Below are 19632 nucleotides of genomic sequence, written 5' to 3'. Positions count from 1 at the left end.
GCCCGTGCCCGACGCCCCGCGCCCGATCGCGCTGCTGACGCATCCCGGTGCGGGTCGGGGCCGCGGTGCGCGCGCCCGTGCGGTGGCCCTGCCCCGGCTCCGCGACGCGGGTCTCGAGGTGCTCGACCTCGTCGGCGGGACGGCGGAGGAGGCCGCCGGGCTCGCCCGTGAGGCGGTCGCGGCCGGGGTGCGCTCCCTGGTCGCCTGCGGCGGCGACGGTACCGTGCACCTCGCCCTGCAGCAGGTGGCCGGCACCGGCGTGGCCCTGGGCGTGGTGCCCGCGGGCACCGGCAACGACCTGGCCCGCGAGCTGGGTCTGCCGACGGACCCGGCCGGTGCCGCCGACCGGATCGTGGCCGACCGCCGCCGTACCCTCGACCTCGGTCGGGTGGGCGACGTGTGGTTCGCGACCGTCCTGGCGTGCGGGTTCGACGCCCTCGTCGCAGAGCGCGCGGACCGGATGACCTGGCCGCGCGGCGCCGCCCGGTACGTCGTCGCGACCGCGGTGGAGCTGCGCCGGCTGACCCCCCGTCACTACACGCTTGCGTTGGACGGCAGGGTGGAGCACGTGGAAGCCGTGCTCGCCGCCGTCGGCAACACCTCGTCGTTCGGCGGGGGACTGCGCATCACCGAGGGGGCCGTGCCCGACGACGGCCTGCTCGACGTCGTGGTGGTGAGGACGCTGTCGCGCACCGGCCTGGTGCGCGCGTTCCCCGGTCTCTACCGGGGCACCCACACGCAGCACCCGCAGTACGAGCACCACCGCGTGCGATCGGTGACGGTCGCGGCGGCGGGGATCACGGCGTACGCGGACGGCGAGCCGATCGGCCCGCTGCCGCTGACGGTCACGGCGGCGCCCGGTGCGCTGACGGTCGTCGCATGAGCGAGACGGAGAGGTACGACGTGGAGGAGCAGGGCTCGCCCGCTTCGCGGTACGCCGCCTTCAGGGCGGCGCAGCAGCACCCGGTGTTCCACGAGTTCACAGGGCACTACGAGTTCGGGCTCGACGACTTCCAGGTGCGCGCCTGCCACGAGCTCGAGGACGGCCGTGGCGTGCTCGTGGCCGCCCCGACGGGCTCGGGCAAGACGATCGTCGGCGAGTTCGCCGTTCACCTGGCGCTGAGCCAGGGCCGCAAGTGCTTCTACACGACCCCCATCAAGGCGCTGTCGAACCAGAAGTTCCACGACCTCGTGGAGCGCTACGGCGCCGACCAGGTCGGGCTGCTCACCGGTGACAACGCGGTCAACGGCGACGCCCCGATCGTCGTGATGACGACCGAGGTCCTGCGCAACATGCTGTACGCCGGCTCGCGCACCCTCGTCGACCTCGGCTACGTGGTGATGGACGAGGTGCACTACCTCGCCGACCGCATGCGGGGCGCGGTGTGGGAGGAGGTGATCATCCACCTGCCCGAGTCGGTGGCCATCGCCTCGCTCTCCGCGACCGTCTCGAACGCGGAGGAGTTCGGCGAGTGGCTCGCCACCGTGCGGGGCGACACGACGACCATCGTGGAGGAGCGTCGGCCGGTGCCGCTGTTCCAGCACGTGATGGTCGGCCGCACGCTGCACGACCTGTTCGCGGACTCGGAGGTCGACGCGGCCGCCGGCTTCGTCACCGAGGGCGCGAAGGTCAACCCCCACCTCCTGCGCATCGCCCGCGACGACTGGGCCAGCTCGCGCATGCGTGACCGTCGTACGCCGAAGGGGCAGCGCCGCGGTGGGCCCGGCGGTGGGCCGGGCGGCGGCCGCAACGTCGGCAACGGTCGCCGGATGTGGCTGCCGAGCCGGGTCGACGTGCTCGACCGGCTCGAGCGGGAGGGCCTCCTGCCGGCCATCACCTTCATCTTCAGCCGGGCCGGGTGCGACGCGGCGGTCCAGCAGTGCCTCGACGCCGACCTGCGCCTGACGACGGGCGAGGAGCGGGACGAGATCCGGGAGTTCGTCGAGGAGCGCTGCGGCCACCTGCCCGCCGAGGACCGGCACGTGCTCGGCTACCACGACTTCCTCGAGGGCCTCACGCGCGGCGTCGCGGCCCACCACGCCGGCATGCTGCCGACGTTCAAGGAGTGCGTCGAGGAGCTGTTCCAGCGGGGCCTGTGCCGCGCGGTGTTCGCCACCGAGACGCTCGCGCTCGGCATCAACATGCCGGCGCGCACGGTGGTGCTTGAGAAGCTCACGAAGTGGAACGGCGAGACCCACGCCGACATCACCCCGGGCGAGTACACCCAGCTCACCGGTCGCGCCGGGCGCCGGGGGCTCGACGTCGAGGGCCACGCGGTGGTGCTCTGGCAGCAGGGCACCAACCCGACCGACCTGGCCGGGCTCGCCTCGACGCGCACCTATCCGCTCCGCTCGTCGTTCCGGCCGTCGTACAACATGGCCGTCAACCTCGTGCACCAGTTCGGCCGCGAGCGCTCGCGCCAGCTGCTGGAGAGCTCGTTCGCCCAGTTCCAGGCCGACAAGGCCGTGGTCGGGCTCGCCCGCCAGCTGCGCAAGAGCGACGACGCCCTGGCCGGCTACGCGGAGGCGGCGACCTGCCACCTCGGGGACTTCATGGAGTACTCCGCGCTGCGCCGTCGCATCTCCGAGGTCGAGAAGGAGGCGGCCCGCTCCCGCCGCCACGACCGGCGCGCCGAGGTGATCGGTGCCCTGGCCCGGCTCAAGGTCGGCGACGTGATCATGGTGCCGGCGGGCAAGTTCGCCGGGTACGCCGTGGTGGTGGACCCGGGTCTCGACCGCGACGAGCCGCGTCCGTACGTCGTCACCGCCGACCGGCAGGCGCGTCGCCTCGGGCTGCTCGACTTCCCCGAGCCGGTGGCCGCGCTCAGCCGGGTGCGGGTGCCGAAGTCGTTCGACGGCCGCAACCCGCAGGCCCGCCGCGACCTGGCCTCGACGCTGCGCAACCAGACCCACGGCTTCGCGCCGCCGCCGCCCGGACGTCGCGGCGAGGGCGGACGCGGTGGCGGGGACGCCGGGGCCGTCGACGGACCGGGCGGCGAGGTCGCCCGCCTCCGCGCCAAGATGAAGAGCCACCCGTGCCACCGGTGTCCCGACCGGGAGGACCACGCGCGGTGGGCCGACCGCTGGCACAAGCTGGACCGCGACGCGGCGACGCTGCGCAAGCGGATCGAGTCGCGCACCAACACGATCGCCCGCCAGTTCGACCGGGTGAGCGAGGTGCTGGTGCGGCTCGACTACCTCGACGGCGAGGAGGTCACCGCACGCGGGCGCCGGCTCATGCGCCTCTACTCCGACCTCGACCTCGTGGCCGCGGAGGCCCTGCGCCACGGCACGTGGAGCGGCCTCGACGCCGCCGAGCTCGCCTCGGCGCTCTCGGTGCTGGTCTTCGAGGCCCGCCGGGCCGAGGACGGACGCAGCCCCCGGCTGCCGCTGGGCCCGGTGCGCGACGCGATCGCCGAGACCCACCGGCTGTGGGCGGAGCTCTCCGAGCTCGAGAAGGAGCACCGGCTCGACCAGCTGCGCGAGCCCGACGCGGGCTTCTCGTGGTCGGCCTACCGGTGGGCGAAGGGCGAGGAGCTCGACGACGTGCTGCGCGACACCGGCATGTCGGCCGGCGACTTCGTCCGGTGCGTCAAGCAGCTGCTCGACGTCACCGACCAGGTGGCCGACGCCTGCGACGACCCGGTGCTGCGTCGTACGGCGCGCGAGGCCGCCGGCCTCATGCGTCGCGGGATCGTGGCCTACAGCTCGGTCGGCGGGGTGTGAGGCGCGTCCGATGAGCGGGCCGGAGGTGGTGCTGCGTCCGTGGACGCTGGCCGACGCGCCGGCCGTGCTGGCGATGTTCGCGGCCTCCGACGACCTGGGCACGCAGTACCCGTGGCCGGTGCGCGACCTCGCCGACGCGGCGGCCTGCGTCGAGCGGATGCTCGTCTGGCAGCCCGACCCGGCGGCGGGGGAGCGCTACCACCTGGCGATCACCGTCGACGGTGGGGGAGCCGGTCGGGAACGTCGGCCTGAGCGGGGTCTCGCGCACGCACGACACGGCGTGGGTGTCCTACCTGGTCTCGGGCTCGGCGCGGGGCCGCGGGCTCGTACGACGCTCGCTCGCCGCCGCCGTGACCTGGGCGTTCGACGACCTGGGGCTGTTCCGGCTCGAGCTCGGCCACCGGCTCAACAACCCGGCGTCGGGGGCGGTCGCGGAGGCCGTCGGCTTCGTGCCCGAGGGCGTCGAGCGGCAGAAGCTGCGCTACGGCAACGAGCGGTACGACGTGCGCACGATGGCCCTGCTCGCGACGGACCCCCGGCCGGTGCTCCGGCCGGGGGAGTCGCGCGCGGTGGTGCGGGCCGGCTGAGAGCCGGTCACCGGGGCCCGGGTGGGGGGCGGCGTGGGGTCAGAGAGCGGGACGACCCGCGGCGACCGCGTTCGCGATGGCCTCCGCCGTCGGCGTGCTCCCGCCGACGAGCTCCCACTGGTGGCCGATGGTGCCGGCGTCGTCGAGCGACGCCGCGACCACGGTGGCGACGTCGGCGCGGCTGACCTCACCGCGCTCGACCTGGGGCGCGAGGGTGACGCGGCCGGTGGCCGGGTCGTCGGTGAGGGCGCCCGGACGGATGATCGTCCAGTCGAGGCCCGAGGAGCGGACGGCCTTGTCGGCGTCGCGCTTCGCCGCGACGTACGCCTTCCAGACCGGCTCGGCGTCGTCGGGCACGGGCTCGTCGACCCCGATGGCCGAGATCTGCACGAAGCGGCGGATGCCGGCCTCGCGCGCGCCCGCGATGGAGCCGAGCGAGCCGCCGAGGTCGACGGTGCGCTTGCGCTCGATCTTGCCGTCCGGGCCGCCGCCGGCCGCGAAGACGACGGCGTCCGCGCCGGCGAACGCCTCGGCGTAGTGGGCGGTCGTGCTGTTCTCGATGTCGAGGATCCGGACCTCGGCGCCCAGCGCCTCCAGGTCGGGTGCGTAGGACTGCGTGCGCACCAGGGCGACCGGCGTGTGCCCGGCTGCGACGAGCAGCGGGTGGAGCGCGCGGGCGATCTGACCATTTCCTCCGACGACTGCGATACGTGACATGACGACCACGCTACTCACGGCTCCTGAGGCGGCGGGGCGGGCGCCGTGCCAGCCCGGGGCCGGCCGGCGTGGCGGGCGTCGTACCCGCTCCGGAGGCTCAGCGGAGGGCGGCGAGCACGTCCGTGAGGCGCTGCGCGCTCGTGCCGAGGTCCCAGCGCTCGTCGAGCGCGGCCAGGGCGTCGGGGTCGGCGGGAGCCGCGGGAAGGGTCAGGTCGACGTCGCGCACGGGCAGGTCGCGCACCACCGCCACGACGGTGGGCGCCACGGCCAGGTAGTCCGCCGACGCCTTGATCTTCGCGCGCACGCCGGGCGCCATGTCGGCTGACGGGTCCTGCGCGGCCGCCTGGATGCCGGCGAGGTCGCCGAACCGGCCGAGCAGGGTGACGGCGGTCTTCTCGCCGACGCCCTTGACCCCCGGCAGCCCGTCGGACGAGTCGCCCCGCAGCGTCGCGAAGTCGGCGTACTGGTCGGCGCGCACGCCGTACTTCTCGAGCACCTCCGCCTCCGTGAGGCGTTCGTGCCGGCCGACGCCCCGCGCGGTGTAGAGCACGCGCACCTGCGCCGCGTCGTCGACGAGCTGGAAGAGGTCGCGGTCGCCGGTGACGACGTCCACGGGCATCCCGGCGTCGGTGGCGAGGGTGCCGATGACGTCGTCGGCCTCGTGCTCGGGCGCGCCGACGACGGCGAGCCCGTAGGCGGCGAGCACCTCGCGGATGACGGGCACCTGGAGGCCGAGAGGGTCCGGGACCTCCTCGACGTCGGGGTCGGCCTCGCGCTCCTCCACCACCCGGTGCGCCTTGTAGGTGGGGATGAGGTCGACGCGCCACTGCGGACGCCAGTCGTCGTCCCAGCAGCACGCCAGATGCGTCGGCTCGTACTCCGTGACGAGGCGGGTGATGAAGTCCATGAGACCCCGCACCGCGTTGACGGGCGTGCCGTCCGGGGCCCGCACCGTGTCGGGCACCCCGAAGAACGCACGGAAGTAGAGGGAGGCGGTGTCCAGGAGAAGCAGGCGCTCGGTTCGGAGGGGCACGGGGCGATCCTGCCACGAGCCGATAGCCTCTCCTGCGTGGAAGAGACCGATCGCAAGATCCTCGCCCTGCTCGCCCAGGACGGCCGGATGTCCTTCACCGACCTCGGACGCGGCACGGGGCTCTCCACCTCCGCCGTGCACCAGCGGGTGAAGCGGCTCGAGCAGCGCGGCCTCATCAAGGGGTACGGCGCCACGCTCGACCACGAGCAGATGGGGATGCCGCTCACCGCCTTCATCTCGATCCGCCCGTTCGACCCCTCGGCGCCCGACGACTGCCCGGACCGCGTGAAGGACATCCCCGAGATCGAGTCGTGCTGGTCGGTCGCGGGGGAGGAGTCCTACATCCTCAAGGTCCGCGTCGAGACCCCGTCGCTCCTCGAGGGCCTGCTCGCGCGCATCCGCGCCGCCGCCAACGTCTCCACCCGCACGACCATCGTGCTCAATACGTTCTACGAGAACCGCCCGGTGATGTGAGGTTTCCCCGGTCGGCCGGGGAAACCGGGACTGGGAGGGCATTGCTTTGACCCCCCAGTCCTGGCTTCGGCCGCCCAGTCCTCAGCCGGCCCGACGGGCGGCGGCTGCCAGGACCGTACGGATGCGCTCCGCGATGCGCTCGGGGTGAGCCAGGTCGGCCCAGGTGATCCGGATGACTCGCCAGCCGGTGGCCTCGATGATGCGTTCCTCGCGGCGCTTCTCCGCGAGGACCACCGAGGTGACATCGGTCCCGTCGACCAGGGCTCCCTGGTACTTGATCTTGCCGTCGAACTCGAGGAACACCCCGAGGTCCGGCCAGGCGAAGTCGACCCTGGCGAACACGAGGCCCGTGTGGTCGGTGATGGCGACCTGGGGGACGGGAAGGGGGATGCGCTCGATGTGACAGAGGTAGAGCGTCCGGGACTCCCCGACGGTCTCCACCCGTCCGTCGGCCAGCGCCAGCAGACGGGGGATCGACAACGTGTAAGGCCAGTGAGCGGCCTCGTCGGCCGCCTGAGCCAGCTTCTCGACCGTGGTCACACCACGGTGCAGAAGTGAGTTGACGACAACCAGTCCGTGCTCCAGATCGATTGTCGGCATGCTCGCCACCTCGAGAGCCGCGCGGGTGCCGGAGGTGTGGGTCAAGCCGTTCGTCGTGACGACGTCCTCGTCGCCCAGCGCTCCGCGATGCTGCACCACCCCCGCTTCTCGACGGCCGGTCCGCTGATCGCGCCGGGTGAGGTGAACCTCGTCCGTCGTGACGTTCCAGGTGTCGGCGCCGTGAGCGAGCGCGCTCGTCACATGCGAGGCGACGACCTCGACGGCGGCGCTCCGCACGGCAGCGCGCGCGGTCGTCAGGTGTCGATGTCGTGCATCCAGGGCGGCCCACACCGCGCCGTCGACATAAGCCCCGTGGCGCACCCGGTGCCACGTCCCCCGCCGTACGAGTGCTGCGATCTGACCGTCGTCGTAACCGGCAGCGACTGCTTCCTTGCGCAGGAACACGCCGTGCCGGGCGGCGGCCTCCGCCAATCGAGGATCGAGTGTGTGGCTCATGCTTGAGAGGTGTCCACGGTCCCGGTCGGCCGAAACGACGACTTCCGCGCGCTGTGGACAACTCGTTCCCAGGGCGTGGTCGGACGCTGGTTGCCGGGGACTGGGCGGCCATCTCCGGGACTGGGCGGTCAAAGCATGAGCCCCCCAGTCCCGGTTTCCCCGGCCGACCGGGGAAACCGGGGCTGGCAGCGCCCGACGACCGATCGGCGGGCTCGGCTCAGTACGCCTGCAGCGCCGCGGTGCGGCGGGAGGCCTCGGCGACCTGGGCGGCGCTGAGGGAGGCGGCGGCGAGGCCGGCCTCGCCGAACTGCTCGCGCCACCACGCCTGGCCCGACTCGGGGAGGGAGTGGATGGGGTCGTAGTAGTGGTACTCGCGCACCAGGGCCTCGGGGTCCGCGGCCTCGATGGAGGTGCGGTAGTTCTTCGTCCAGCCCGAGATGCCGCGCTCCTCGTCGTACGACGCGAGCTGGTGCACCCACCGCTTGCCGACGAAGGGCACGTCGCACACGATGCGCGGCGTCGCGAAGCCCGGGAGGTAGCCCATGATCGCGGTCTGGAGGCGCTGGGCGTCCGCGACGGAGACCCGCCAGTGCTCGGCGAACGGGATCATGTCGCACATGTAGAAGTAGTACGGCGTGATGCCGGCGCCGTCGAGCAGCCGGAAGCAGAGGTCGAGCAGCGCGTGCGGGTCGGCGTTGACGCCGTCGAGGAGCACGCCCTGGTTGCGGACGTCGCGCAGGCCGGCCTCGAGCATCGCCCGCGACGCCTCCGCGACGATCGGCGTGATCGAGTTCGCGTGGTTGGCGTGGGTGTGCATGGCCAGCGAGACGCCCCGGGCGCGGGCCTTGGTGGCGACGCGGCCGACGCCCTCGCGGACCTTGTCGTCGAGCCAGTGCTGCGGCAGGCCGATGAGCGCCTTGGTCGCGAGCCGGATGTCGCGCACGTTCTCGATCTCGAGCAGGTCGTCGAGGAACGCCTCGAGGCGCGGCCACGGCATGTTGGCGACGTCGCCGCCGGAGACCACCACGTCGCGCACGCCCGGCGTGCGGCGCAGGTAGTCCAGCATGTCGCCGATCCGGTCGTTCGGCTTGCCGACGAACTTCAGCTTGTCGATCACCGCGGTCGACGTGCCGACGAGGTCCATGCGCGTGCAGTGCCCGCAGTACTGCGGGCACGTCGGCAGCAGCTCGGCGAGCACCTTCGTCGGGTAGCGGTGGGTGAGGCCCTCGGTGGCCCACATGTCGTGCTCGTGCAGCGAGTCGCGCGCCGAGTGCGGGTGCGAGGCCCAGTCGGTGCGGCGATCGCTGAAGACCGGCAGCATGTAGTGGCGGACCGGGTCGGCGTACCAGGCCTCGGTGAGCGAGCCCGCGCCCGCCGGCTCGACGTGCGGCGCGATGGTGTTGAGCATCTGCGGCGGCATGAGCATCGACATCGTGGCGCGCTCGGCCTGGTCGCGCTCGAGGTCGGCGTAGAAGGTGTCGTCGACGAGGTCGCCCAGCAGCTCGCGCAGCTGCTTCACGTTCTTCACGCAGTGCGAGCGCTGCCACTGGACCGAGCGCCAGTCGGCGTCGGTGACGTCGCGCCACCCCGGGAAGCGCCGCCAGTCGGGCTCGACCAGCGTCGTGCGCTCGTAGGGGTACGGCTGCCCGCTCACCAGACCGATCGAGGTCTCGATGCTCATTCCACTTCCTCCCGCCCGCACCGGTTCGCGGCGCGTCGATTGCTCGTGTCCGGAGACTCTGCCACAGTAAGCGGAGATTCTCCGGCATGTCGACGCCTGGGCCGGAAATCCTCCGTCTCCAAGGATGTGATCGAGCAATGCGTACGACGACCAGCCCGAGCGACCCCGTCGGCCTCCACCGGGTGCTCGACCGTCCCCGGGTGCTGCCGCAGGCCGCGCAGCGCCTCGACCCCGGAGCCGAGCTCTGGCCCGACGAGGTGCGCCTGCGCGTCGAGCGGCTGAACCTCGACGCCGCGTCCTACCGCCAGCTCGAGCGCGCCCACACCACGGACGGCGTGCTCGATGCCGACGCCCTGCGGGCGGAGGTGCTCGCGATCGTGACGGCCCGCGGCAAGATGCAGAACCCCGTCACGGGGTCCGGCGGCATGCTGCTCGGCACGGTCGAGGAGGTCGGCCCGGAGTCGCCGCTCGGCCTGCAGGTCGGCGACCGGGTCGCCACCCTCGTCTCCCTCAGCCTCACGCCGCTCGTGCTCACCGACGGGCTCGCGCGCTGGGACGGCCGCGGTGAGCAGGTGCCCGCCGACGGCCACGCCGTGCTCTTCGGCCGCTCGATCGCCGCCGTCGTGCCCGACGACCTCGCGCCGGGCCTCGCGCTCGCCGTGATGGACGTCTGCGGGGCGCCGGCGCTGACGCGGCGGGTGGTGCGGGGGTACGACGCTCCCGTGGTCGCCGTCGTGGGCGCGGCCGGCAAGTCGGGCTCGCTGAGCCTGGCCGCGGCCCGCGAGGCCGGGGCCCGTCGCACGATCGGGGTGGTGCCGCACGCCGGGGAGGCGGCGACCCTCGAGGCGGCGGGCCTCGCCGACGCCGTGGTGGTCGCGGACGCCCGGGACCCGCTGGCCCTGCGCGACGCCGTGACCGCGGCGGGCGGTCCGGCCGACGTCACCGTCGTGTGCGTCGACGTGCCCGGCTGCGAGGGCGGGGCGATCCTCGCCACCGCGGCGGGCGGCACCGTCGTCTTCTTCTCGATGGCCACGTCGTTCGCGGCGGCCGCGCTCGGGGCCGAGGGCGTCGCCGCCGACGTCACGATGCTGGTCGGCAACGGCTACGTGCCGGGCCACGCGGCGTACGCCCTCGAGCTGCTCCGCAGCACCCCCGGGGTGCGCACGCTGTTCGAGGCGCGCACCGGGCCGGCCCCGGTGGAGGCCGGCTCCGCGACCGACCTGACGGCGGTGACCGCATGAGCACCCGGGAGGCCAAGCTGGGCCTGGATCCCGCGACCGTACGACGTGCCCGCACCCTGGCCGCCCGGGTCGGCGAGCCGATCGTCGCCCTCGCCAAGGCCCACACGACCGTCGCCGTCGAGCGCGCCACCCTGCGGCTCGCCGGCCTCTCCGGCGCCGACCCCGACGGCATCCCGTGGGTCAACCGCCTGATGGACGTCGCCCGGGCCGACCTCGGCGAGGACGCGCTGGCGTACGGCGTGGCCCTCCCCGTCTGGGACGCGCTGGTGCGCGGCGACGCCGACGACCTGACCACGCTGGCCCAGAAGGCGGCGGCCGGGTCGGTGCGGCTGCGGCTGCCGTCGGGCTCCGACGCCGACCGCGCCCGGGCCGCCGCCCGCAGCGCCGTGGCGACCGGTATCGGCACGGTGGACGCGCGCCGTACCGAGCGGGAGCGCCTCGTCGCCGACATCGGCGACGCCCCGTCGAAGCCGTGGATCTACCTCATCGTCGCCACCGGCGACATCTACGAGGACATCCCGCAGGCGCAGGCGGCCGCCCGGGAGGGGGCCGACGTCATCGCGGTCATCCGCTCGACCGGCCAGAGCCTGCTCGACTACGTGCCGGAGGGCGCCACGCGGGAGGGCTTCGCCGGCACCTACGCCACCCAGGAGAACTTCCGGCTCATGCGGGCCGCGCTCGACGAGACCAGCCGCGAGCTCGGCCGCTACGTGCGGCTCACCAACTACGCCAGCGGGCTCTGCATGCCGGAGATCGCTGCCCTCGCGGGCCTCGAGCGGCTCGACATGATGCTCAACGACTCGATGTACGGGATCCTCTTCCGCGACATCAACCCCGTGCGCACCTTCGTCGACCAGCGCTTCAGCCGCCAGGTGCACGCGCGCGCCGGGATCATCATCAACACCGGCGAGGACAACTACCTCACCACCGCCGACGCGGTCGAGGCCGCCCACACGGTGACGACGAGCCAGCTGCTCAACGAGTTCTTCGCCAAGGAGGCGGGGCTCGAGGACTGGCAGCTCGGTCTCGGCCACGCCTTCGAGATCGACCCGGCGGTGCCGGAGTCGTTCCGCCTCGAGCTGGCCCACGCCCTGCTCGCCCGCGAGCTCTTCCCCGACGCCCCGCTCAAGTGGATGCCGCCGACGCGCCACATGACCGGCGACGTCTTCAAGGGCTTCCTGCTCGACGGGTTCTTCAACCTCGCCGGGGCGCTGACGGGCCAGGGCATCCTGCTGGTCGGGATGATGACCGAGGCCGTCGTGACGCCGTGGATCTCCGATCGCGACCTCGCGCTGCAGAACGTGCGCTACGTGCTGGAGGCGGCCGGCGGGATGCACGAGGACTTCCACCCGGCCCCCGACGGCCTCGTCGTACGCCGTGCCCACCAGGTGCTGGGGGAGTCCCTCGACCTGATGGAGCGCATCTGCGACCACGAGAACGGGCTGCTCGACGCGATCGCCGACGGCACCTTCGGCCTGATGAAGAGGCCCGCCGCGGGCGGTCGCGGGCTCGACGGCGTCGCGGCGACGGCCCCCGACTACTACAACCCGGCCACGGAGATCCTGGAGGAGGACGCATGACGGTCACGGAACCGGCCGCCCAGCCGCAGGAAGGGGCGCAGCCGCAGCGCGAGGGCCGCATCGTGCGGCCGTACGGCGACACCACCGGCGACGGCATGGTGCAGATGTCGTTCACGCTGCCCCTGCCCCACGACAAGGTCGCCGAGGGTGCGGCGGCCCAGCTCGCGAACAAGATGGGCATGGACCCTGCGCTCGTCGTGCACGCCAAGCCCATGGGCGACGGCTACACCTTCTTCGTCGTCTACGGCCGGGTGCACCACCTCGTCGACACCAGCACGGTCGAGGTCGTCGAGCGCGACTACCCGCTGCTGACGCCGAAGGAGGTCAACCTCGTCATCCGCGAGCGCCTGCGCCGACGCCTCGTCGTCGTTGGCGGCTGCATCGGCACCGACGCCCACACCGTCGGCATCGACGCCATCCTCAACATCAAGGGGTTCGCGGGGGAGAAGGGGCTCGAGTACTACCGGGAGGTCAAGGTCGTGAACCTCGGCGCCCAGGTCTCCGTGCCCGACCTCGTCGAGCGCGCCCAGGCCGAGGGTGCCGACGCGGTCCTGGTCTCCCAGGTCGTCACCCAGCGCGACGCCCACCTGCTCAACACCCGTGAGATGTCGGCGGCCTTCCGCGAGGCCTACCCGGCCGAGCGGCGCCCCCTGCTGGTCGTCGGCGGACCCCGCTTCGACGAGACCATGGCCGGCGAGCTGGGCGTCGACCGGGTCTTCTCCCGGGGGACGACGCCGGGCGAGGTCGCCAGCTACCTGGTCCACCGGATGGCCGCCCGGCACGCGGCGGCGTCGTGAGCGCCCCGGAGGCGGCGGGCGGTGTCGATGGTGGCGCCGACGGCGCTGCCGACCCGCGCCTGGGCCTCGTGGTCACCCACCGCCGCTACGTGCCCTACAGCCACGCCCACTACGCCGGCAACCTCGTGGACGGCGCCTACAGCCTCGGGCTGTTCGGCGACGTGGCCACCGAGCTCTGCATCCGCACGGACGGCGACGAGGGGCTCTTCGCGTCGTACGACGACGTGCAGTTCCGTGCCCCCGTGCGCGCGGGGGACGTGCTCGAGGTGCGGGCCGAGCTGGTGCGCCTCGGGCGGCGCTCCCGGCGCATCGCGTTCACCGTCCTGGTCGTCGCCCGCGGCGCGGCCACCGACGAGCGCCCCGGTGCCGCCGAGCTCCTGGAGCAGCCCGTGGTCGCCACCACGGCGACCGGGACGGTCGTCGTCCCGGGCTGACGCGACCGGACGGTGGGACCGCGCGCGAGCGCTACACCGGGCCGTCGGCGTGTCGTCGGACGACACGCCGGGACACGCTGGCTCGGACGGGATTTGTTCCTGGGAGCAGACCCGCGCTGACCTGCACAGACGCAGCATCTGCGCAGGTCACGGGCGGATTGACAGCGACCGCCCGTCACCGGAAGTCTGTGTCCAGTTCACCAGTGCAGCACGCGCGTAGCGGACCGACGTCCGAGTGGTCGTGTCGACGGGTCGGTCACCACTTCCCGGCCGACATGACGCACGGAGGTCGGTACCGCACCCGCGGTGGTGGACGCGGAGGGGATCCCGGGGTCCTTAGACAACTTCACCCACGTGGCAGCCGGCGACGTTGGTGTTGGTCCGAAGACCACGGGAGCCCCTCCGCCCTGCTGGGACCCCTGCCCGGAACCCGTCGGGCACCCCGACGTTCATCCCGGGGATGACTGGTCGATCCGCTCCGGATCCCACGAGGTCACCCGGTCTCGGATACCTTTCCCCGCATGTCCGCGTCGATCCGTGTCCGTGCGCTCGGAGCCGCCGTCGCCGGCCTCACGGGCTCGCTGGCGTTCGAGCCGGTGGGCCTGGTGCTCCTCGGGCCGGTCGCGGTCGCGGGCTTCTGCCTGAGCCTGTACGGCGCTCGCGTGCGCGCCGGCGTCGGCATCGGCCTGGTCTTCGGCGCGGCCTTCTCCTTCTCGATCCTGTGGTGGATGCGCGCGGTCGGCACCGACGCCTGGATCGCCCTCTCCCTGATCGAGACCGCCTATTTCCTGGCGCTCGGCCCCGTCGTCGTGCTCCTGCAGCGCCTGCGGCTGTGGCCGGTGTGGACCGCCGCTGCCTGGGTGGCGTACGAGGAGCTGCGCAGCGGCTGGCCCTTCGGCGGGTTCCCGTGGGGCCGCCTGTCGTTCGGCACGATCGACACGCCCTTCGCCGCCCTGCTGCCGTGGCTCGGCACGCCCGGGGTCGGGTTCGTCCTCGCCCTGCTCGGCACGCTGCTGGCCGCGGCCGTGCTGACGCTGACGGCGACGCGCCGTACCGACCGTGCCCTCGACGCCCGCGCGGCCGGCCGTCTCGCGCTGCCCTTCGTCGGCATCGCGGCGCTCGTCGGGCTGGCGGTCGTGCGCCCGTACGACGTGCCCACCGACGGGCGCACCGTGCAGGTCTCCGCGGTGCAGGGCGACGTGCCGGGGGCGGGCGACGACGTCGTCGCGGTCTTCCGCGACGTCACCCGCAACCACGTCGAGTCGACGATCCAGCTCGCCGACGACGTCGACGCCGGTGACGTGCCCCGGCCCGACTTCGTGCTGTGGCCGGAGAACTCCACGGCCGTCGACCCGTTCACCGACACCGAGACCTACGAGGGCATCACCGAGGCCGTGGACGCCGTCGGCGTGCCCGTCGTCGTCGGCGGCATGGTGGATGCGCCCGACGACGGTCAGGTGCTCAACCAGGGCATCGTCTGGGACCCGGAGTCCGGACCCGGCGACCGCTACAGCAAGCGCCACCCCGTGCCCTTCGGTGAGTTCATCCCCTTCCGCAACAGCACCCTCACGTCGGCCGTCAGCCAGTTCGACCTGATCCCGCGCGACATGCTGGCCGGCACGCGTGAGACCCCGCTCGCCATCGGCGACGTGCTCGTGGGCAACGCGATCTGCTTCGACGTCGCGTACGACGACGGCTTCCGCGCGCAGGTCGGCGCGGGCGCGCAGATGCTCACCGTCCAGACCAGCAACGCGATGTTCATCCGCACCCACCAGATCGACCAGCAGCTCGAGATCACCCGGCTGCGAGCGGTCGAGACCGGCAAGTACCTCGTGGTCGCGGCCATCAACGGACGGACGGCGATCGTGGCGCCCGACGGCTCCGTCGTGGCCGACATCGACCCGCAGACGCAGGGCGTCGTGTCGGGGGAGGTCGTGCTCAACGACGTCGTCACCCCCGCGATGTGGCTGGGACCCTGGCTGGCGCGGGCAGCGACCGCCGCCACGCTCGTGGGGCTCGTGCTCGTCCTCCTGCTGCGCCGCCGTGAGCGCCCGGGAGCCGCCGCCGCCCCGTCCGCCCCCACCACGCCGACCGAGAGGGAGACCGTGGGATGACCCACCCCGAGCTGGGCCGCGTGATCGTCGTGGTCCCGACCTACAACGAGGCCCTGAACGTCCGCGACATCGTCGGCCGGGTACGGCGGGCTCAGCCCGGCGTCGACGTGCTCGTCGTGGACGACGGCTCGCCCGACGGCACGGGGGCGATCGCGGACGAGCTCGCCGCCGCCGACCCGAGCGTCACCGTGCTCCACCGCACGGCCAAGGCGGGCCTCGGCGCGGCATACCTGCACGGCTTCGCCGTGGCCCTCGACCGCGGCTACGACGTGGTCGGCGAGATGGACGCCGACGGATCCCACCAGCCCGAGCAGCTCGGCCGCCTGCTCGACGGCCTGCTGACCGCCGACCTCGTCATCGGCTCCCGGTGGGTGCCGGGCGGCTCGGTCGTGAACTGGCCCTGGTCGCGGATGACGCTCTCGCGCGGGGGCAACCTGTACGTCCGCCTCCTCCTCGGCATGCGGGTCAAGGACGCGACCGCCGGCTTCCGGCTGTTCCGCCGCACGACGCTCGAGAAGATCGACCTGTCGTCGGTCCAGTCGACGGGCTACGTGTTCCAGACCGACCTGACGTGGCGCACGGTGCAGGCCGGCCTCCACGTCAGCGAGGTGCCGATCGAGTTCGTCGAGCGCGTGCGCGGCGACTCGAAGATGACCGGCTCGGTGGCCACCGAGTCGTTGAGGCGCATCACCCGCTGGGGCCTGCGCGAGCGCCGGCGCCAGTTCCGCCGGTGGCGCGAGGAGCGCGGGGCCTGAGCGACGGCTCCCGAGGCCGTCGAGCGCCCTGGGATCGCTCCCGACCACGCGGTAGGTTCGAAGCATGTCTGGTTCCGCGGCGACCCCCACCCAGCCCGGCCGACCCGGCCCGTCCGGACCCACCGGCCCGCCGCCGGGAGCCGTCCGCTCCGCCCGGCTCCGCGCGCTGAGGTTCACGCTCCCGCTCGTGCTCGGCGTGGCGATCGAGGTGGTGGCCGTCGTGGCCGTCGCGGGGTGGATCGGGCTCGGGTGGACGCTGCTCCTGCTGCTCGCCTCGACCGTCGCCGGCTTCTTCTTCCTCGGACGCGAGGGCCGCAAGGCCTGGAGCGCGTCGGTGGAGGCGGCCCGCGCCGGCCGCCCGCCCGGCGACGAGGTCGTGGGCGGCGTGCTCGTCTTCGTCGGCGCGGTGCTGATGATCCTGCCGGGCCTCGTCAACGGCGTCGTGGGCCTCGCGGTCATCCTCGGCCGGCCCCTGCTGCGCCGACCGATCTCTGCGCTGCTGACACGCCGCGCACGCCGGTACGGCGTCACCGCCGACGCGTTCGCACCCGGAGCTTTCACGGGCGCCGGGTTCCCGGGCGGTGCGTTCCCCGGCGGCGGCTTCCCTGGGGGCGGCGCCCGCCGTACGACGCAGTCCGGCGACGTGGTCGAGGGCGAGGTCGTCGACCCGCCCCGCGACGTCTGAGCGGGCTGTCCCGACACACGACGAGGCCCGGCTCCCCTCAGGGGAGCCGGGCCTCGGTACGTCGTACGGGTGCGGTCAGCGCTTGCTGGCGCGGTGCAGGTGCGCCGGGCCGATCTCGCCGCCGCGGAGGAGCTCGAGACGCTCCGTGAGGATCTCCTCGAGCTCGGTCTCCGACCGGCGCTCCAGCAGCATGTCCCAGTGCGTGCGAGCCGGCTTCTCGACCTTCTCCTCGCGCTGGATGCCGGCGATGCTCAGAGCCTCGGACCCGCAGCGCGGGCACTCCCACACAGCGGGGATGTCGGCCTCGACCGACATGGTGATCTCGAACTCGTGGTTCTGCTGGCATCGGTAGCCGACCTGCTGACGAGCAGCGAACTCGATGCCACGCTCATCTTCGAAGCTCTGGCCACCCAGCCGTGCTCCTCGTAGTGTGCGCTCTGCCATCGCGGCACCTCCACCTACTCGTCGTTGCGATTGCGCTAAGTACTCAACGGTACTGGCACGGCTGCAATTCCCGAAACGAGCGGTTCAGGCCGGGGGCGCGTTCGTCAGCGCGGTGTCGCGCCGCAGGCCGACCTTGACCGGCAGGAGCAGCAGCAGCCCGACGAGCAGGACCAGGATGATGCCGAGGATGCCGAAGTACTGCGAGTCGTCGCCGCTGCTGCCGGTCACGCTCGCACCGATGGTGAGGGCGAGGGCCCACCCGAGCGGGGCGAGGAAGCTGGCGGCCCTGCCCGTGGTCGCGTAGAGCCCGAACACCTGCCCCTCCTGGCCCTCCGGGATGAGCCGGGCGAGGAGCGACCGCGAGGCCGACTGTGCCGGGCCGACGAAGATGCAGAGCACGAGGCCGAAGATCCAGAAGATCGTGCTGCCGCCGTCGTGGAGGAAGAACAGCGCCGTGCCTGCGATGCACATGCTGGTCAGCGAGACCACGATGACGCGCTTGGGTCCGAACACGTCGTCGATGCGGCCGGCCGCGATGGTGGCGATGCCGGCCACGACGTTCGCGGCGACGCCGAAGATGATCACCCCGCCGCTGCTGAAGCCGAACGTGCCGGCCGCGAGCACGGCGCCGAAGGTGAACACGCCGGCCAGGCCGTCGCGGAAGACGGCCGAGGCCCCGAGGAAGTAGACGGTGTTGCGGTCGGTGCGCCAGAGACCGGCGACGGTCGCGAACAGCTGCTTGTAGGAGCCGACGATCCCGAGGCGCGCTGCCTTCGTCGCGTCGGTCGCCCGCGGGGCGTCGCGGATCGTGAGGATCACGGGGATCGAGAAGACGAGCGTCCAGATCGCGCAGACCAGCATCGTCACGCGCACGTCGAGCCCGTTGTCGCCGGTGACCCCGAAGAGGCCGACGTCGGGGTTGATGAAGCCGAAGTAGACGAACAGCAGGAGCACGATGCCGCCGAGGTAGCCGAGGCCCCAGCCGAGACCGGAGATCCGACCGACGGTGGCCGGCGTGGCGATCTCGTTGAGCATCGCGTTGTAGTTGACCGACGCCAGCTCGAAGAAGATGTTGCCGGCGGCGAGCAGCAGCAGGCCCAGCCAGAGCAGCGAGGCGTCGGGCGTCACGAAGAACATCAGCGCCGACATCACGACGACGGCGCCGGTGTTGGCGGCCAGCCAGAACGTACGTCGCCCCGAGCGGTCGGCCCGCTGGCCGATGAGGGGCGCCAGGAGGGCGATCAGCACGCCCGCGGCCGCCAGCGCCCACCCGAGCTTGGCGTCGACGCCCTCGCCGAAGAGCGGCTCGCCCGCGTCGTTCTCCGCCGTGAGGTAGACGGTGAAGACGAAGGTGGTGATGACCGCGTTGAAGGCGGCCGACCCCCAGTCCCACAGCCCCCATGCCCACACGGGCCACCCGACGGCCCGTCCGGGCGCACCGTCCCCGGTGCGGTCGACCACGGACTCGCTCATGCTGCTCCCCCTCGGGCTCGCCACACGCCGCGCTCCTCCAGGACGGAGCGGAGCACGTCGGTGCGGTCGGTCATCAGGCCGTCGACCCCGAGATCGAGCAGGCGGTGCATCTCGTCGGCGGCGTCGATCGTCCACACGTGGACGTGCTTGCCGGCCCGGTGGGCGCGGCGCACGAAGCGCTCCGTGGTGACGGTGACGCCGGCGCGACGCACGGGCACCTGCAGGGCGGCCACGCGCCCGCGGGTGACGCGGTCGGCCCAGCGCGCGGGCAGCAGGAGGAACGCCACGATCTCGCCCCGGTGCGCGGCCGTGGGCACGCGCCCGCCGGTGAGCCGGCGGAAGTGCTGCAGCCGGCGCGAGGAGAAGGAGCCGACGAGCACGCGGTCCCACAGGTCGCGCTCCGCGATGAAGGCGGCGAGGGCCTCGCCGGCGCCGTCGGACTTGATGTCGATGTTGAACCGGGCCCCGGGCAGGGCGTCGACCAGCTCGGCGAGCGTCGGGACCGCCGAGGTGCCGCCCACCTTGAGCGCGCGCACCTCGGCCAGCGTCAGGTCGCGGACGGAGCCGCTGGTGCCCGTCATGCGGTCGAGCACCGCGTCGTGGAACGCCACGAGGACCCCGTCGGAGGTCAGCTGCACGTCGGTCTCGAGGTGCACGAAGCCGGCGGCGGCCGCGTGCCGGAAGGCCACGAGCGTGTTCTCCAGGCCGAGGATCTCGGGGTGGTTGCCACCGCCGCGGTGCGCGAACGGGATCGGTGCACCGCCGTGGGCGTCGTCGCCGTCGAGGTAGGCGAACCCCGTCCTCGGGGTGCTGGTGGCGCGAGTCACGCGGGTCA

Annotated in this window: 18 protein-coding genes; 11 read left to right on the top strand and 7 right to left on the bottom strand. The window is 73.0% G+C overall.

Translation table 11 applies throughout. The features are described from left to right. Positions 1-4 precede the first annotated feature (4 nt). The 3 genes from K329_RS0111115 to K329_RS30850 all read left to right on the top strand — a co-directional run bounded on the left by K329_RS0111115 (position 5) and on the right by K329_RS30850 (position 4313). Positions 5-883, top strand: a complete 879-nt coding sequence (locus tag K329_RS0111115; protein ID WP_028473096.1) for a diacylglycerol/lipid kinase family protein — start codon at positions 5-7, stop codon at positions 881-883. Beyond that, positions 880-3726: a DEAD/DEAH box helicase gene (locus K329_RS0111110; protein ID WP_043643023.1), complete on the top strand. Its 2847-nt coding sequence runs from the start codon at positions 880-882 to the stop codon at positions 3724-3726. The genes K329_RS0111115 and K329_RS0111110 overlap by 4 nt, the downstream gene beginning before the upstream one ends. A 221-nt stretch (positions 3727-3947) precedes the next feature. Next, a complete protein-coding gene (locus K329_RS30850; RefSeq protein WP_157571680.1) occupies positions 3948-4313 on the top strand; it encodes a GNAT family N-acetyltransferase in 366 nt (121 codons plus the stop codon). 39 nt (positions 4314-4352) lie between these two features. Here the strand turns inward: K329_RS30850 and K329_RS0111100 are convergent, their stop codons facing one another. Together K329_RS0111100 and K329_RS0111095 are read right to left on the bottom strand one after the other, a co-directional pair. Then, positions 4353-5030 carry an SDR family oxidoreductase gene (locus tag K329_RS0111100; RefSeq protein ID WP_028473094.1) on the bottom strand — a complete coding sequence of 226 codons (678 nt, stop codon included), beginning with the start codon at positions 5028-5030 and terminating at the stop codon, positions 4353-4355. 97 nt (positions 5031-5127) lie between these two features. Then, the gene (locus tag K329_RS0111095) at positions 5128-6063 is read right to left on the bottom strand and encodes a 5'-3' exonuclease (protein WP_043643022.1); all 936 of its coding nucleotides are present in this window, start codon (positions 6061-6063) and stop codon (positions 5128-5130) included. Between the two features lie 36 nt (positions 6064-6099). Here K329_RS0111095 and K329_RS0111090 point away from each other — a divergent pair, with 36 nt between their 5' ends. Beyond that, positions 6100-6537 (top strand): Lrp/AsnC family transcriptional regulator, encoded by a 438-nt coding sequence (locus tag K329_RS0111090; protein ID WP_028473092.1) that lies wholly within the window; start codon positions 6100-6102, stop codon positions 6535-6537. Positions 6538-6618: 81 nt separating this feature from the next. On the opposite strand, the gene K329_RS0111085 is transcribed toward K329_RS0111090, so the two are convergent. After that, entirely contained in the window at positions 6619-7593 is a 975-nt protein-coding gene (locus tag K329_RS0111085; protein ID WP_084541210.1) for a type IV toxin-antitoxin system AbiEi family antitoxin domain-containing protein, read from the bottom strand. Between the two features lie 217 nt (positions 7594-7810). Next, positions 7811-9274, bottom strand: a complete 1464-nt coding sequence (locus tag K329_RS0111080; protein ID WP_043643020.1) for a KamA family radical SAM protein — start codon at positions 9272-9274, stop codon at positions 7811-7813. Positions 9275-9411: 137 nt separating this feature from the next. Between K329_RS0111080 and kdd the strand changes: the two genes are divergently transcribed. From kdd to K329_RS0111045, 7 genes are all read left to right on the top strand, one after another. Next, entirely contained in the window at positions 9412-10515 is a 1104-nt protein-coding gene (gene kdd / locus K329_RS26210; RefSeq protein WP_052336761.1) for an L-erythro-3,5-diaminohexanoate dehydrogenase, read from the top strand. Next, on the top strand, positions 10512-12095 hold the full coding sequence (gene kamD, locus K329_RS0111070) for a lysine 5,6-aminomutase subunit alpha (RefSeq protein WP_028473089.1): 1584 nt from the start codon (positions 10512-10514) through the stop codon (positions 12093-12095). The genes kdd and kamD overlap by 4 nt, the downstream gene beginning before the upstream one ends. After that, entirely contained in the window at positions 12092-12892 is an 801-nt protein-coding gene (gene kamE, locus K329_RS0111065) for a lysine 5,6-aminomutase subunit beta (RefSeq protein ID WP_052336759.1), read from the top strand. Before kamD ends, kamE begins: the two co-directional genes overlap by 4 nt. After that, positions 12889-13326 (top strand): 3-aminobutyryl-CoA ammonia lyase, encoded by a 438-nt coding sequence (gene kal / locus K329_RS0111060; RefSeq protein ID WP_245596522.1) that lies wholly within the window; start codon positions 12889-12891, stop codon positions 13324-13326. The genes kamE and kal overlap by 4 nt, the downstream gene beginning before the upstream one ends. A gap of 521 nt (positions 13327-13847) precedes the next feature. After that, entirely contained in the window at positions 13848-15440 is a 1593-nt protein-coding gene (lnt, locus tag K329_RS26205) for an apolipoprotein N-acyltransferase (protein ID WP_052336757.1), read from the top strand. Beyond that, the gene (locus K329_RS0111050; protein ID WP_028473086.1) at positions 15437-16195 is read left to right on the top strand and encodes a polyprenol monophosphomannose synthase; all 759 of its coding nucleotides are present in this window, start codon (positions 15437-15439) and stop codon (positions 16193-16195) included. Before lnt ends, K329_RS0111050 begins: the two co-directional genes overlap by 4 nt. A gap of 64 nt (positions 16196-16259) precedes the next feature. Further along, complete coding sequence (locus tag K329_RS0111045; RefSeq protein WP_052336755.1) at positions 16260-16880, top strand: FxsA family protein; 621 nt, start codon at positions 16260-16262, stop codon at positions 16878-16880. Positions 16881-16955: 75 nt separating this feature from the next. On the opposite strand, the gene K329_RS0111040 is transcribed toward K329_RS0111045, so the two are convergent. From K329_RS0111040 to K329_RS0111030, 3 genes are all read right to left on the bottom strand, one after another. Further along, positions 16956-17324: an RNA polymerase-binding protein RbpA gene (locus K329_RS0111040; protein ID WP_028473084.1), complete on the bottom strand. Its 369-nt coding sequence runs from the start codon at positions 17322-17324 to the stop codon at positions 16956-16958. An 84-nt stretch (positions 17325-17408) separates the two neighbouring features. Further along, positions 17409-18797, bottom strand: a complete 1389-nt coding sequence (locus K329_RS26200; protein ID WP_043643017.1) for an MFS transporter — start codon at positions 18795-18797, stop codon at positions 17409-17411. After that, complete coding sequence (locus tag K329_RS0111030; RefSeq protein ID WP_043643207.1) at positions 18794-19624, bottom strand: glycerophosphodiester phosphodiesterase family protein; 831 nt, start codon at positions 19622-19624, stop codon at positions 18794-18796. The genes K329_RS26200 and K329_RS0111030 overlap by 4 nt, the downstream gene beginning before the upstream one ends. Positions 19625-19632: the final 8 nt, after the last annotated feature.

This window comes from Nocardioides alkalitolerans DSM 16699 (assembly GCF_000426525.1).
Classification (GTDB): domain Bacteria; phylum Actinomycetota; class Actinomycetes; order Propionibacteriales; family Nocardioidaceae; genus Nocardioides; species Nocardioides alkalitolerans.
The sequence above is the reverse complement of the archived record's forward strand: the minus strand, read 5'-3'. Positions and strand labels throughout refer to the sequence as shown.